17 protein-coding genes are annotated in these 13797 nt (G+C 54.4%); 13 read left to right on the forward strand and 4 right to left on the reverse strand.

The features are described 5' to 3' along the window. The 3 genes from RHJ31_RS02155 to RHJ31_RS02165 all read right to left on the reverse strand — a co-directional run bounded on the left by RHJ31_RS02155 (position 1) and on the right by RHJ31_RS02165 (position 3761). Positions 1-1380, reverse strand: a complete 1380-nt coding sequence (locus RHJ31_RS02155; protein WP_206200879.1) for a UDP-glucose/GDP-mannose dehydrogenase family protein — start codon at positions 1378-1380, stop codon at positions 1-3. A gap of 14 nt (positions 1381-1394) precedes the next feature. Continuing rightward, on the reverse strand, positions 1395-2351 hold the full coding sequence (locus tag RHJ31_RS02160; RefSeq protein WP_149820594.1) for a UDP-glucuronic acid decarboxylase family protein: 957 nt from the start codon (positions 2349-2351) through the stop codon (positions 1395-1397). Between the two features lie 99 nt (positions 2352-2450). Then, the gene (locus RHJ31_RS02165; protein ID WP_302677201.1) at positions 2451-3761 is read right to left on the reverse strand and encodes a dihydroorotase; all 1311 of its coding nucleotides are present in this window, start codon (positions 3759-3761) and stop codon (positions 2451-2453) included. Positions 3762-3951: 190 nt separating this feature from the next. On the opposite strand from RHJ31_RS02165, the gene nuoH reads away from it, so the two are divergent. The 11 genes from nuoH (at position 3952) to RHJ31_RS02220 (ending at position 12029) form a co-directional block, all read left to right on the forward strand. Next, a complete protein-coding gene (nuoH, locus tag RHJ31_RS02170) occupies positions 3952-5070 on the forward strand; it encodes an NADH-quinone oxidoreductase subunit NuoH (protein ID WP_302677202.1) in 1119 nt (372 codons plus the stop codon). Between the two features lie 29 nt (positions 5071-5099). Further along, complete coding sequence (ndhI, locus tag RHJ31_RS02175; protein ID WP_302677203.1) at positions 5100-5690, forward strand: NAD(P)H-quinone oxidoreductase subunit I; 591 nt, start codon at positions 5100-5102, stop codon at positions 5688-5690. An 11-nt stretch (positions 5691-5701) separates the two neighbouring features. Beyond that, on the forward strand, positions 5702-6304 hold the full coding sequence (locus tag RHJ31_RS02180; RefSeq protein ID WP_302677204.1) for an NADH-quinone oxidoreductase subunit J: 603 nt from the start codon (positions 5702-5704) through the stop codon (positions 6302-6304). Between the two features lie 9 nt (positions 6305-6313). Then, entirely contained in the window at positions 6314-6619 is a 306-nt protein-coding gene (gene nuoK / locus RHJ31_RS02185) for an NADH-quinone oxidoreductase subunit NuoK (RefSeq protein ID WP_011056517.1), read from the forward strand. 75 nt (positions 6620-6694) lie between these two features. Then, complete coding sequence (locus RHJ31_RS02190) at positions 6695-7864, forward strand: HhoA/HhoB/HtrA family serine endopeptidase (protein WP_302677205.1); 1170 nt, start codon at positions 6695-6697, stop codon at positions 7862-7864. A gap of 1 nt (position 7865) precedes the next feature. Then, positions 7866-8879 carry a DUF3326 domain-containing protein gene (locus RHJ31_RS02195; protein WP_302677206.1) on the forward strand — a complete coding sequence of 338 codons (1014 nt, stop codon included), beginning with the start codon at positions 7866-7868 and terminating at the stop codon, positions 8877-8879. A 30-nt stretch (positions 8880-8909) separates the two neighbouring features. Then, on the forward strand, positions 8910-9194 hold the full coding sequence (locus RHJ31_RS02200; protein ID WP_206200886.1) for a DUF2887 domain-containing protein: 285 nt from the start codon (positions 8910-8912) through the stop codon (positions 9192-9194). Between the two features lie 3 nt (positions 9195-9197). Further along, the gene (locus RHJ31_RS02205; RefSeq protein WP_206200887.1) at positions 9198-9392 is read left to right on the forward strand and encodes a hypothetical protein; all 195 of its coding nucleotides are present in this window, start codon (positions 9198-9200) and stop codon (positions 9390-9392) included. Between the two features lie 116 nt (positions 9393-9508). Further along, positions 9509-10219: a phosphoadenosine phosphosulfate reductase gene (cysH, locus tag RHJ31_RS02210; RefSeq protein ID WP_255521485.1), complete on the forward strand. Its 711-nt coding sequence runs from the start codon at positions 9509-9511 to the stop codon at positions 10217-10219. 4 nt (positions 10220-10223) lie between these two features. Next, positions 10224-11111: a glycine--tRNA ligase subunit alpha gene (gene glyQ / locus RHJ31_RS02215; RefSeq protein WP_302677207.1), complete on the forward strand. Its 888-nt coding sequence runs from the start codon at positions 10224-10226 to the stop codon at positions 11109-11111. Between the two features lie 24 nt (positions 11112-11135). Then, a complete protein-coding gene (locus tag RHJ31_RS02220) occupies positions 11136-12029 on the forward strand; it encodes a polysaccharide deacetylase family protein (protein WP_302677208.1) in 894 nt (297 codons plus the stop codon). On the opposite strand, the gene RHJ31_RS02225 is transcribed toward RHJ31_RS02220, so the two are convergent. Beyond that, positions 12026-12532 carry a hypothetical protein gene (locus RHJ31_RS02225; protein ID WP_302677209.1) on the reverse strand — a complete coding sequence of 169 codons (507 nt, stop codon included), beginning with the start codon at positions 12530-12532 and terminating at the stop codon, positions 12026-12028. The two genes, RHJ31_RS02220 and RHJ31_RS02225, sit on opposite strands and share 4 nt — an antisense overlap. A gap of 103 nt (positions 12533-12635) precedes the next feature. Here RHJ31_RS02225 and RHJ31_RS02230 point away from each other — a divergent pair, with 103 nt between their 5' ends. Continuing rightward, positions 12636-13256, forward strand: coding sequence for a flavin prenyltransferase UbiX (locus tag RHJ31_RS02230; RefSeq protein WP_286625515.1), 621 nt, complete (start codon positions 12636-12638; stop codon positions 13254-13256). Continuing rightward, positions 13256-13771, forward strand: a complete 516-nt coding sequence (locus RHJ31_RS02235; RefSeq protein WP_302677211.1) for a hypothetical protein — start codon at positions 13256-13258, stop codon at positions 13769-13771. Before RHJ31_RS02230 ends, RHJ31_RS02235 begins: the two co-directional genes overlap by 1 nt. The last annotated feature ends 26 nt before the right edge of the window (positions 13772-13797 follow it).

Genomic DNA, 13797 nt, shown 5'->3' on the forward strand with positions numbered 1-13797 from the left:
TTAATGGCCAATCCCCACATAGCGGAAGCCGAGTGACTCTAGCCCCTTGCGATCCAAGAAGTTGCGGCCATCAATGATCACGGGTTGGTGCATCACCTTGGCCAGTTCCCCATAATCCACCTCTTGGAACTGTGGCCAGTCGGTCACCAGCACCAAAGCATCACAGCCATCGGCGAGGTGCAGCAGATCCGTTTCCACAATCACATGGGAGAGACCCGATCGCAGACCCGACTGGGACACGAGGGGGTCATAGGCCTTGACCTTGGCACCCAAGCGATACAGTTCCTCGATCAAATTGAGCGCAGGGGCATCCCGCAGATCATCGGTGTTGGGCTTAAACGTTAACCCCAAAAGGCCAATGGTTTTACCCTTGAGGATTTTTAGCACCTGTTGTAGTTTTTCAATGACAATAAAGCGTTGCCGCTGGTTGACTTGAACGGCTGCTTTGAGCAACTGGGCATCGTAGCCGTAGTCTTCCGCCGTGTGGATGAGCGCCGAAACATCCTTGGGAAAACAGGAACCACCCCAGCCCAAGCCCGCTTGCAGAAATTTCTCGCCAATGCGGGAATCTAGGCCAATCCCCTTGGCCACTTGAACCACATCCGCCCCCACGCGATCGCAAATATTGGCAATTTCGTTGATAAAGCTGATTTTAGTGGCCAAAAAAGCATTGGCAGCGTACTTAATCATTTCCGCCGAACTGAGATCCGTCACCAACACCGGCACGGGGGGCAAGGTGGGATCAGCCGCATACTTACGTTCAATGATCGGCGCATAGAGTTCCTGCATGATTTGAATCGCTTTGCGGCTACTACTACCCAAGACAATGCGATCGGGATTAAACGTGTCATAGACCGCTGAACCTTCCCGCAGAAATTCAGGGTTGCTGACCACATCAAAATCCAACGGCGGATGGGTCGCCCCCCCTTTAATGGCATCCGCTAGATCCGGTTCGCGCTCCACCACACCATCGAGAATAATCATTCGCACCCAGTCTCCTGAGCCAATCGGCACTGTGGATTTGTTGACAATGACTTTGTACCCCAAATGCAAATGGGCACCAATACCGCGGGCAACCGCTTCCACATAGCGGGTATCGGTTTCACCATTGGGTAAGGCGGGTGTACCGACGGCGATAAAGAGCACGTCACCAAACTCCACCCCAGCGCCAAGATCACTACTGAAGCGAATGTGGCCACTGGCAATGCACCCACGGAGTAACTCCGTCAGACCGGGTTCATAAATGGGGGATTCCCCCTGTTGCAGCAGCTTAACTTTATCAATGTTGTTGTCAATGCAAATCACCTCATGGCCGATATGTGCCAAGCACACTCCCGTCACCAAGCCCACATAACCGGTGCCAATCACACATACCCGCATTCCCTGTGGCCTCCCTAAACTTCCACCATCATAGGCGTATAGGGCACGCCCAACCGCTCGGCAAAGTCAGGAATTGTGCGCTGTAATCCCTCGAGGAGGGGGACGGTCGGTTGCCAGCCCAACACCGTGCGAGCAAGGGTAATGTCAGGACGACGGCGCTGGGGGTCATCACTGGGCAGGGGCTTAAACTGAATTTCCACCCCCGGATTAATCAGGGCTTGGATTTTTTGGGCTAGCTCCAGCACGGTGTATTCATCAGGGTTGCCCAGATTCACAGGGCCAATGTGATCGCTATTCATCAGCCGAATTAACCCTTCCACCAAGTCGCTGACATAGCAAAAACTGCGGGTTTGGGAGCCGTCGCCATAAACGGTGAGGGGAATGCCCTGCAAGGCTTGAACAATAAAATTGCTGACTACGCGGCCATCGTTGACTTGCATTTTGGGGCCATAGGTATTAAAAATCCGTGCCACTCGCACATCGACATTGTTTTGGCGGTGGTAGTCAAAGGTGAGGGTCTCTGCCACCCGCTTGCCTTCGTCGTAACAGGAGCGGATACCAATGGGGTTGACATTCCCCCAGTAGGACTCAGATTGGGGATGCACCAGCGGGTCACCATAGACTTCTGAGGTGGAAGCAAGGAGAAACCGTGCCTTTACACGTTTGGCCAACCCCAGCATGTGGAGGGTACCCATGACATTGGTTTTAATCGTTTTGACGGGGTTGTATTGGTAGTGAACTGGCGAGGCGGGGCAGGCCAAGTGATAGATTTGATCCACCTCAAGGCGAATCGGATCGGTGACATCATGGCGGATCAGTTCAAAATTGGGGTGACCCATCCAGCGCAGAATGTTGCGCTTTGTACCAGTGAAGTAGTTGTCTAAGCAAATGACCTCATGACCCGCTTCCATCAGCCGATCAACTAGATGGGAACCAATAAACCCAGCACCGCCAGTAACCAGAATACGCATTGTGTTGCCTAAATAGAGTTACGCTATTCCTTTGCCTCAGATTAGCACGAGTTCATAGGAAGCCAGTAATGTCTCATTCCAGTTCGCGATCGCTCCCCCTTAGCCGCCAAATTGAAGGGGGCGGCCGCGCACAGCGGTATTCACCCGCCCTTGGCTAAAAACAATCTCACCATTGACAAAGGTGTAAACTGGCCACCCCGTCAATGACCAGCCCTCAAAGGGACTCCAGCCACACTTGGTGAGCAGTTCCTCGCGGCGCACTGGGCGATAGGTCTGCAAATCCACGAGCACCAGATCCGCATCGTCACCGGGGGCAATTTTGCCTTTATTGGGAATGTCGTAGGCCGCAGCAACGGCAGTGGACATCCAACGCACCACTTGGGGCACCGTACAGCGACCGGCCATTGCTTGGGTCAACATCAGGGGCAAAGAGGTTTCCACCCCCGGCATACCCGAAGGGCTTTGGGGATAGGGCTGCGCCTTTTCCTCTAGGGTGTGGGGAGCATGATCGGTGGCAATAAAGTCAATCACCCCATCCAATAGTCCCTGCCAGAGTTTTTCATTATCTCCTGCGGTGCGTAGGGGCGGGTTCATTTGGGCAAGGGAGCCAATGTTGGCATAGGCCTCTGTGGTCAGCAATAGGTGCTGGGGGGTAACTTCCACCGTTATCCAAGGAAGCTTGTGCTCGCGCAGAAAGTCCACTTCAATTCCTGTAGACAGATGGAGAATGTGCAGGCGGCGTTCGTATTTACGGGAGAGCTTCACTGCTAACTGGGTGGCGTTGAGGGCAGCAATCTCGTCTTGAATTTGCGAGTGTACGGCCACATCGCTAATGCCAGCAAATTGTTCGCGACGGGCACGGACTCGCCCTTGATCTTCGGCATGGACAGCAATGAGGCGTCTGCCCTCACTAAAGATACGGTCTAAAATTGGCTCCTCATCCACCAAAAGGGGGCCGTGCATTGACCCCATGAAAATCTTGATGCCACAGACGGGCTGGACGCTGTTGAGGACGGCAAGGTTATCCTTAGTGGCGCCAATGAAAAAGCCATAATTAACAACACATTTGGCGGCAGCACGGGCGAGTTTATCGTCGAGGCTGGCCTGATCAATGGTCAGTGGCCGAGTATTGGGCATTTCTAAAAAACTGGTGACCCCCCCCTTGGCACAGGCACAACTGGCAGTAAATAGATCCTCTTTGTGCTCTAAGCCCGGTTCACGAAAATGGACTTGGGGGTCGATCACACCGGGCAAGAGAGTGAGACCAGTCGCATCAATAACCGTATCCTCTGGGTGGACGGTGACAGTTTCTGCGACTTCGGTGATGCGATCGCCCTCAAGGCGTACCTGTTGTTGTCGCAGCTCTCCCTCTGGGGTACAAATCACCGCATTTTGGATTGCGATCGCCACCCTGTTCTCCTTCAAAATTGGCTCTCTCCCTTGATCCTACTGACATCTGAGACCCAAAGACAGGCGGTATAAACTATAAACATCTGTAATACCTGTGGTGATAAAAATTTGCCCCAGATCTATCTTCGTAACGGAAATAAAACCCTTATACTGTAGAGCGTGTCTGTAGGTGGGGCGCGATCGAATCGCTATGGAATCTGGTATTGACTTACAGGGGCAGTTTATTCGTGCGTTGGAATCCCTTGGCCTCTCCCATGATCTGGCCAAGTTGCTATGGTTACCCCTGCCAATGTTAATGATGCTCATTGTGGCCACCGTGGGCGTACTGGTGGCCGTTTGGCTAGAACGGAAAATTTCTGCCGCTGTGCAACAGCGTATTGGCCCTGAATACATTGGTCCATTGGGGATTTTGGCACCCTTAGCCGACGGCCTAAAACTCATTTTTAAGGAAGATGTTCTCCCCGCGAATACCGATCGCTGGCTGTTTACCCTTGGGCCGGCGGTGGTCGTGATTCCCGTCTTTTTGTCCTATATTATTGTCCCCTTTGGCCAAAACCTACTGATCTCCAACTTGGCGATGGGGGTCTTTCTCTGGATTGCCCTCTCCAGTATTGCGCCCATTGGCCTGCTGATGTCGGGCTATGCCTCCAACAACAAATACTCCCTACTGGGGGGACTGCGGGCAGCGGCACAATCCATTAGCTATGAAATTCCCCTTGCCTTGGCGGTGTTGGCAGTGGCCATGATGTCCAATGGCTTGGGTACGGTGGAAATTGTCGAGCAGCAGTCGGAGTATGGCATCCTGAGTTGGAATGTCTGGCGGCAGCCCATCGGCTTTTTGATCTTTTGGATTGCAGCTCTGGCAGAGTGTGAGCGCCTCCCCTTTGATTTGCCGGAAGCCGAGGAAGAACTCGTGGCTGGTTACCAAACAGAGTACGCTGGCATGAAGTTTGCCCTCTTTTACCTCGGTGCCTACGTTAATCTTGTGCTTTCGGCACTCTTGGTCAGTGTTCTTTACTTTGGGGGTTGGAGCTTTCCCATTCCCCTAGAAACCATTGCTAATCTTCTTGGGGTGAGTGAGAGCAATCCCTTTTTGCAGATTGCCTTTGCGGTGCTGGGCATCACGATGACCCTAATTAAGGCCTACTTCTTTGTCTTTTTGGCGATTCTGCTGCGCTGGACTGTGCCCCGTGTGCGCATTGACCAACTCCTAGACCTTGGTTGGAAATTCCTATTACCCGTGGGTCTAGTGAACTTGCTGCTGACCGCTGGCTTAAAGCTCGCCTTTCCCGTAGCCTTTGGCGGTTAAGAAACTCCCCATTTCCATGAGGTGACACCATGAAATTCCTCCATCAGATTACCAACTATGCCAAAGAGGCAGTGCAGTCCGCTAAGTACATTGGTCAAGGCCTCTCCGTGACCTTTGATCACATGCGGCGGCGGCCGGTGACGGTGCAATATCCCTACGAAAAACTCATTCCTTCGGAACGGTTTCGGGGACGGATTCACTTTGAGTTTGACAAGTGCATTGCCTGTGAAGTGTGTGTGCGCGTCTGCCCGATTAACCTGCCGGTGGTGGATTGGGTCTTCAACAAAGAGATCAAGAAGAAAGAACTGAAGCACTACAGCATTGACTTTGGTGTGTGCATCTTCTGTGCCAACTGTGTGGAATACTGCCCCACCAATTGCCTCTCGGTAACAGAGGAGTACGAACTGGCCACCTATGATCGCCATGAGCTGAACTACGACAGTGTGGCAATGGGACGCATTCCCTATAAAGTGACCCAAGATCCGATGGTGACCCCGATCCGCGAGTTTGCCTACCTGCCGGCGGGGGTAATGTCTGGTCATGATTTGCCTGCGGGTGCCCAACGGGCGGGAGAGCGTCCAGAGGCGATCGCCAACACTGCTGAATCATCTGAGAACTAGGAGTTGTTGCTGTGGACTTAGCCACCCTGACCCAAACGATGACCTTCTTTGCCCTTGCCGCTGCAGTGATTGTTGCTGCCCTTGGCGTTGTGCTCCTGAACAATGTTGTCTATTCTGCCTTCTTGCTGGGGGGCGTGTTTCTGAGCATCTCTGGGCTGTATATCCTCATGAATGCTGACTTTGTCTCAGCGGCACAAATTCTCATCTATGTCGGCGCGGTGAACGTTCTCATCCTCTTTGCCATCATGCTGGTCAACAAGCGCGAGGCCTATACCCCAGTGCCGGGGCGTTGGCTGCGTCAGGGGGGTGCCGCAGTAGTCTCCCTTGGCGTCTTTGCCCTGCTGACAAAAATGATTTTGCAAACCCCTTGGCAACTCAGTTCCCTGCCGCCCACGATTGACAGCATCACAACGATTGGCCAGCACTTTTTTAGTGACTTTCTTCTGCCCTTTGAGTTGGCCTCAGTCTTGCTGTTGATGGCCTTGATTGGCGCAGTGGTTCTCGCCCGCCGCGAACTGGTCTTGGAACCTGAACCCATCTTAGGGGAAGAGGTGGTACCCCCCTTGGAGTTGCCGGAACGTCCCCGTGAACCTGTAGCCTTGTCTGAAAAATAGGGGAAGACGATGCAGTTAACCTATGTTTTGATCTTGGCAGCACTGCTGTTTTGTATTGGCATCTATGGCCTCGTCACCAGTCGCAATGCTGTGCGTGTGCTCATGTCCATTGAGTTGCTTTTGAATGCTGTCAACCTCAACTTGATTGGGTTTGCCAACTATCTGGATGGCCAGCAAATCAAAGGGCAAGTCTTTGCCGTGTTTGTGATTACGGTAGCAGCCGCCGAAGCAGCCGTGGGTTTAGCCATTATTTTGGCCATCTATCGCAACCGTGACACTGTTGACATGGAGAAATTCAACCTCCTGAAGTGGTAGACTAGAAATTGGAACTTGCTTCCCTCAATTGCCGTCTACTTTCAAGAACCAGTGTCAGCAAAAGGGCAATCACCTATGACAGTGCGTCTTGGTAAATCGGTCACTTATCTGTCGTTAATGGCATTGGGGGCAGCCGCTGCAATGTTTGCCACCCACCTGATGCCAGCGTCATCGCCCTTGGTGACCCCCAGCTTGGCGCAGTTACCGGCACCGCTACCAGCGGGAAATGACATTAACTTTATTGCCCGTGCTGTTGACCAAGTCGGCCCGGCGGTGGTGCGGATTGATGCTTCCCGTACGGTGCAGACCCGTGTGCCCGCCATCTTTAACGATCCTTTCTTTCAGGAATTTTTTGGGCCAATGATGCCCCCCCGCAGCCGTGAAGAACGGGGTCTTGGGTCTGGCTTTATCATTAGCAGTGATGGCTTGATCCTCACCAATGCCCATGTGGTGGATGGTGCTAACCGGGTGCGAGTAACCCTCAAGGATGGCCGCACGTTTGAGGGGCAGGTTTTGGGTCAAGACCGTCTGACGGATGTGGCCGTAGTCAAGGTGAATGCCAACAATTTACCGGTGGTGCGCCTTGGCAATTCTGATCATTTACGTCCCGGTGAGTGGGCGATCGCCATCGGCAATCCCTTGGGTCTCGATAATACGGTGACTGCGGGCATCATTAGTGCGACGGGACGTTCCAGCGGTGATATTGGCGTGCCCGATAAGCGGGTGGGCTTCATTCAAACCGATGCGGCCATTAACCCTGGCAACTCTGGTGGCCCCCTGTTGAATCAACGGGGAGAAGTCATTGGCATGAATACCGCGATTATTGGTGGTGCCCAGGGCTTGGGATTTGCCATTCCCATCAACACGGCTCAACGAATTGCCAACCAACTGATTGCCAACGGTCGCGTCGATCACCCCTTCTTGGGTATTCGCATGGCCAATCTCACCCCTGAGGTGCAGCAACGTCTCAACGCCAATCCCAATAGTCCCGTCCGCGTCCAAGAAAGTTCGGGGGTTTTGATTTTTCAAGTCCTGCCTAACTCGCCAGCCGCCCGCGCAGGTCTGCAACCCGGCGATGTGATCCGTCGTATCAATGGCCAAAACATCACCAAAGCGGATCAAGTGCAGCAAATGGTGGAAAGCACAGGCATTGGTCGCACCATGGAACTGGAAGTGCGCCGTAGGGGTCAAACGGTGACCGTGGCCGTGCAGCCGGCTCCCCTCCCTGCCCAAGCTAGTCGCTAACGTGCTGACGGCCGTTCTGATCATTCCAACGGGTATTGGGGCTGCCATTGGTGGCTATGCGGGTGATGCGATTCCCGTTGTTCGTGCTTTGGCGCAGGTGTGCGATCGCCTGATTACCCATCCTAACGTTCTCAATGGGGCGATGCTCTATTGGCCGCTGCCCAATGTTTGGTATGTGGAAGGCTATGCCCTTGATGAATTTGCGGTTGGCCGTTGGGGATTGCTGCCACCGCGTCCAAATCGTATTGGCCTGTTACTGGATGCGGCGATTGAAGGGGATCTGCAACTTCGTCAGCGTCAAGCAGCGGCGGCCTGTTCTGCCACCTTGGGTCTAATGATGACTGAACCTGTGATTACAGATGAACCCTTGGGCGTGCAGTTGCAAACCGCTGCCTCGGGGGCAACCTGGGGGACTCTGGCGAACCCCGCTAGTTTATTGCGGGCGGCAGAAAAGCTGATTCAAGTGGCTCAGGCAGAGGCGATCGCGATTGTCACCCGCTTTCCGGATGATCCGGGCACAGACGCATTGCACCACTATCGCAGTGGCCAAGGTGTCGATCCCCTCGCCGGGGCAGAAGCGGTCATTAGTCATTTGGTTGTCCAGCACTTTCAGCTTCCGGCAGCCCATGCCCCCGCCCTGCAACCATTGCCCCTAGAGGAGACTGTGCACCCCCGTGCCCTTGCCGAAGAAATTGGTTATACCTTTTTGCCGTCCGTGTTGGTGGGGTTGAGTCGTGCTCCCCGCTATAGCCCAACTGCCCCGCAGGCGCTGTGGCGACAGGAGGTGAATGCGGTGATTGTACCCGCCACTGCCCTTGGTGGACGGGGAATTCTGGCCTTGGCTCAGCAGGGCGTCCCCATCCTAACGGTGACTAACAATACCACAACCCTTAATGTTACAGCTGTCGATTTGGGGATAGAGACAATCCCTTGCCAGTCCTATGCCGAGGCCATTGGCGTGTTGAGTGCGATGAAGGCGGGCGTGTCTTGGCAAACGGTTACACTGGCAACCTGAAAAAATTTTTGCTTCTATCCCCATCGTCAAGTGGAACAGGTGTCCTTTGAACCCTATGAGGTGTTGGTGAATAGTCATCACCTGCATCGGGTCTATCTGAATGAATTGGGGTCACTTGAGACATTGCCATTGAGCCTAGCGCTGATGCAACTCACTGTGTTACCCGAAGCAAAAATGCCGACAGCAGCACGGTTGTTGGCAGAGCGAACTCGCACAGAGGCAGTGCCAAGGCCAAAAGTCATAATAGAGTTATATGGCTATTCCAATCACTGGAACGGTGGTCGGGGTGCCCCTGCTGGACAAGTGATGCTCTGAAATGTGGAAACGCGGCAAGTGGTGGGCACATGGCCTGCACGGCTGGAAAATCGCTACTATTGGGTCGTGCAACCCGAAATTGTGGTAGCGCCGGGGCGGTATGCAGTGTTGACCTCCAGCCCGCAAACGTGGTCTTATAATGCGACTTCCAAAAATGCTGGCATGACTTGGATTGAAGGGTACCCAATGCCTCGCTAGTGTCAAAGTTGGAGAAAGTGTTGGCAGGGGGGCGATCGCGAGTCGCAGGGCGAGGCTTTAGACCCAATTCTTTGGTAAGCTAAAGAATGCTTTCTAAAACCGTGCTAAAACCTCCTATGGCTGCATCCGTAAGCTTTGACCTCGACGCCCTGAACCAACGCTTTGAGGGGGCACATCCCCGTGAAATTCTAGCGTGGGCAGTGGCTGAAATTCCCCAAGGGCTGGTGCAGACCAGTGCCTTTAATGTCGATGACATGATGATTACGGATTTGCTCTACCGTGATCTACGCCCCAATCCGCCGGTGCCTGTTCTCTTTTTGGATACGCTGCATCACTTTCCAGAAACCCTTGAATTTGTGCAGCAGGCCAAGGAAAAATATGGTCTGGATTTGCGCACCTACAAAACCCCCGATGTGGACAGTCGTGAGGCCTTTGCTGCTCGCTATGGCGACAAGCTTTGGGAAACCAATGTTGAGCAGTTTCACCATCTCACTAAAATTGAACCACTGCAACGGGGCTTAGCAGAACTCAATACGGTGGCTTGGATTACGGGACGGCGTCGCGATCAGGCGGTTACCCGCGCCAATATGCCCTACGTGGAACTGGACAAGCAGGGTCGTCTGAAAATTAATCCCCTCGCTGCTTGGACACGCAAACAAACATGGGCCTACGTGATGGAGCACGGAGTAATTTACAATCCCCTCCACGATCGCGGCTATGCCAGCATTGGCGATGAACCCCTCACTACCCCTGTAGCCGAAGGGGAAGACGAACGGGCAGGTCGCTGGCGTGGCATGGGCAAAACCGAGTGCGGCATCCACATCTAAGCCCATGTACTTTCAGGACGTTATTGCCACACTGCACCAGTTTTGGGCGGCTCAGGGATGCCTGATTGCCCAGCCCTACGACGTGGAAAAGGGCGCCGGTACCAAAAGCCCCCATACCTTTTTGCGTGCCCTCGGCCCTGAGCCTTGGGCAGTGGCCTATGTCGAACCCTGTCGCCGACCCGGAGATGGCCGCTATGGCGAGAATCCCAACCGCTATCAGTACTACTACCAGTACCAAGTGCTGATTAAGCCGTCCCCTGAGAATATCCAAGAGATCTATTTGGAGTCGCTACGCGCCCTTGGCATTCGCCCCCAAGAGCATGACATTCGCTTTGTCGAAGACAACTGGGAGGATGCGGCCGTTGGCGCGTGGGGTGTGGGCTGGGAGGTCTGGCTCGATGGTATGGAGGTGACGCAGTTTACCTATTTCCAGCAGTGTGGTGGCTTAGATTGTCGGCCAGTCTCCATTGAGATTACCTATGGCTTGGAACGGTTGACCATGTACCTCCAGGAGGTGGATGCGATCGCCAGTATCCGTTGGAATCCCACGCTCACCTATGGCGATGTCCATTTGCAAGGGGAAATTGAACAGTCCACCTACAACTTCGAGGCCTCAGATCCGGAACGATTGTTCACCCTTTTTAGTCTCTACCAGCAGGAGGCGGAGCAGCTTCTGGAAAAGCAGTTGGTACTACCCAGCTTGGATTATGTGCTCAAGTGTTCCCACACCTTTAACCTGCTGGATGCCCGTGGTGTGATTTCGGTGGCAGAGCGCACTCGCTATATCGGTCGCATTCGTGGACTGGCACGGCGCGTCGCCCAAGCCTATGTCCAACAACGGGAAGCCCTAGGATTTCCACTGCTGAAGGAGCCAACGCCGATCGCCCCCTAAGTCACCATCACTCAAGGAGTATCCATGGGACGGCAGTGGTACCTGTCGGTGGTCTTGGCCTTGTTTGCAGCATCGGCAACGCTAGCAGCGGATGTGCCACGCTTTCTCAGTCCTAGCAAGTTTTGGGGGCAGTTGGTCTCTCAAGTCAAACCCTTGAAGCCCGAAAAAGTGGTGGCGCTGACCTTTGATGATGGCCCTTGGGGAACCTCAACCCGCCAAGTGCTGCAAATTCTCAAGGAGGAGGAGGTCAAAGCCACATTTTTTGTGATTGGTAAGCACGCCCTCATGTACCCCGATATCATTGCTGACATTGTCAAAGCCGGTCATGCCGTTGGCAACCATAGTTGGAGTCATCCCTATCAGCCCGTTGGTCCTGAAGTCGCCAAGCAAGAAATTGAAAACACCTCTGCGCTCATTGCCAAGCAAAGCCAAGCGCAAACGCGCCTGTTTCGGCCACCGGGGGGCAATCTGACCACGGGGCTAGTGGATTATGCCAAGTCGAAAAACTACGCCATCATCCTGTGGTCGGTGGATACCCACGACACCCGCCCCAACACCACAGCAGCGGACATTGTTGAGCGCACCCTCAAGGAAGTGAAACCGGGTAGTATTATTTTGCTTCACGATGGCGGCGGCGATCGCGCCACTACCCGCAAAGCTCTCCCCACGCTGATTCGTCGCCTGCGGCAAAAAGGTTATCGCTTTGTCACTGTGCCGGAACTGCTGCAACTGGCAGTTAAAGCCCCCACGCCGAAGCCTCAACCTACAATCACTCCGACACCCACACCAACACCCACCCCGGAACCCAGTCCAAGCCCACTTCCCACCCCAGAAAGCCTGCCCAGTCCTGAGCCAATACCTACCCCTCCCGTCCCCAGTGAACCGCAATTGGAGCCGCCACGCATGCCCCCTAACTAAGGCTCTAGGGGAAATTCACTAATCTGTGGCGTCGAGGTACCATTGAGGGTTTCCCCCAGTTGATGGAGGGGTTCATAGACCGGTTCTAAACTGGCTTGGGTGTGGGCGATCGCCTGCAGTAGTTCAGCCGTGAGGTATTCCAAGGGGTGAGGCGGAGGTGGTTGACGGCGGCGGTATTTGGGAGTGGGCACAAACTCACTGGCCACGGCCTGAAGCTGGTAGGCCAATGCTTTCACCTTGGCAAGGTAGGTCAGGGTTTCCTCAAGGTGCTGGGTAATTTGCTGGTGTTGGGCTTGCAGTTGTTGCCACTGTTCGGGGGCGATCGCACCCGCTGCTGGTTTGAGATCGAGGGGAGTCAAATCCTGAAACAGTGCTTCTATATCTGGGGTTTCACTACTCACGAGTCCCTCCAACAAGGCCGCATCAAATAGCTCCCTGAGCACTTCGGGAGAGACGGCTGCCCACTCACTGGGGGAAGAAAATGCAGGGTCAGGCGCTGTCATGGGCATTTACCAAGTCGCGTTGGGCGGGATTGCAGTGCATCAAAAGGGGACGGTTGCCCTAACTTTGTTAACCTTATAACGGTTTTGTTTGGTGATCGCGGTTGTGACCTCCTCTTCTTTGCCAATTGTTTTGGGTGTAACGGGTGCATCGGGTCTCATTTACGCAGTGCGTGCCATTAAATTTCTATTACAGGCGGACTATCCTATTCAATTAGTGGCATCAAAGGCCGTGCATCAGGTGTGGCAAGCAGAATATGGCCTCACCCTGCCGATTCAGCCCGATAAGCAGGAACTGTTTTGGCGTGAACAGGCGCAAGTCTGGGAAGGTTCGCTCACCTGTCACCGACCCACGGATGTGGCAGCGGCGATCGCCAGCGGTTCCTTTCGCACCTTGGGCATGGTGATTCTCCCCTGTAGTATGAGTACGGTCGCTAAGTTGGCGGCAGGACTGAGTTCGGATCTCCTAGAGCGGGTGGCCGATGTCCACCTCAAGGAACACCGTCCATTAGTGCTGGTGCCCCGCGAAACGCCTTTTAGTCTCATTCATCTGCAAAACCTCACCCAATTGGCAATGGCCGGGGCGCGAATTGTACCCGCCATCCCTGCATGGTATCACCGGCCGCAGACCATTGAGGATCTAGTGGATTTTGTCATCGCCCGTGCCCTTGATCAGTTAGGGTTAGATTGTGTGCCGCTGCAACGTTGGCAAGGACCCCTTTCCTAATGCGCGCTTGGATTTATCTGGGGGCGATCGCCCTGCTCACGACACTGGTCGTCCAAAATTGGCAGCCGCTGGTCTCGCTGCGCTTTTTGGGACAGCAAACTCCGGCGCTCCCCCTTGCCGCTTGGCTTGTGGTGGCAGCCCTCTCAGGAATCGTGGCGGGGCAGTGTTTACTCTGGCTAACCGCAGAAGCGCCAGTAGCGCGGCCAACCCCGCGATCGCAACCCCCTGAACCAGAACTGGATGCCTCGATGCGTCCGCCGAAGGATGAACCAGAGATCGATACCAGCGATGTGGAGGATTGGTTTAGCGAGCCTGAGCCAGCCCCCCGCGAACCAGAGATTCAAGATCGCCCCCGCACGACCTACTCGTACCAATATCGCCCTTCCCGCAAAGCCACCGCCAAAGCCCCGCCACCCCCAGAAGAGGTTGTGGATGCCGAATACCGCATTCTGACGCCGCCACCCCCCAAGGACTCTACCCCTGAGGATGAAGAAGACTGGGATATTCCCCTATGATCAAAGGCGTTGCCATCGGAGGAACA

It is taken from the genome of Thermosynechococcus sp. JY1331, assembly GCF_031583475.1.
GTDB lineage: Bacteria > Cyanobacteriota > Cyanobacteriia > Thermosynechococcales > Thermosynechococcaceae > Thermosynechococcus.